This window comes from Micromonospora sp. DT4, from assembly GCF_049841675.1.
In the GTDB taxonomy this organism is placed as follows: domain Bacteria; phylum Actinomycetota; class Actinomycetes; order Mycobacteriales; family Micromonosporaceae; genus Micromonospora.
On record NZ_JBNCKT010000469.1, the window covers coordinates 1 to 287 of the forward strand.

The following is a 287-nucleotide window of genomic DNA, read 5'->3' on the forward strand; positions in this document are numbered from 1 at the left end:
AGGATGCCCATCACCCAGGTCTGCAGGTTGGCGATGACGGTGGGCAGGTCGTTGGCGGCCAGGACGACCGGGCCGCCGGGGTCGGCGTAAGCGGCGGCGGGCACGGCCAGCATCCCGAGGACAGCCGCGGCGGGCGCGGCGACCCGGGCGACGAGGCGAAGCGCGCGGGTCGTCATCGGTGCGTGGGAGAGGGCGGTGGTCAGGGCACGGGAACGTGCCAACAGCGGGCGGAACATGATGGCTGCACCTCCCGCCCCGGCTCGCGCCGGGGCGATTCGTCGAAACGG

The 287-nt window shown here is 74.2% G+C and carries 1 pseudogene; it reads right to left on the reverse strand.

The window, feature by feature from the left end:
- Positions 1 to 236 (reverse strand): annotated as a pseudogene (locus ACLQ24_RS30560) (pilin); the annotation flags it as partial.
- Between the last annotated feature and the right edge of the window lie 51 nt (positions 237 to 287).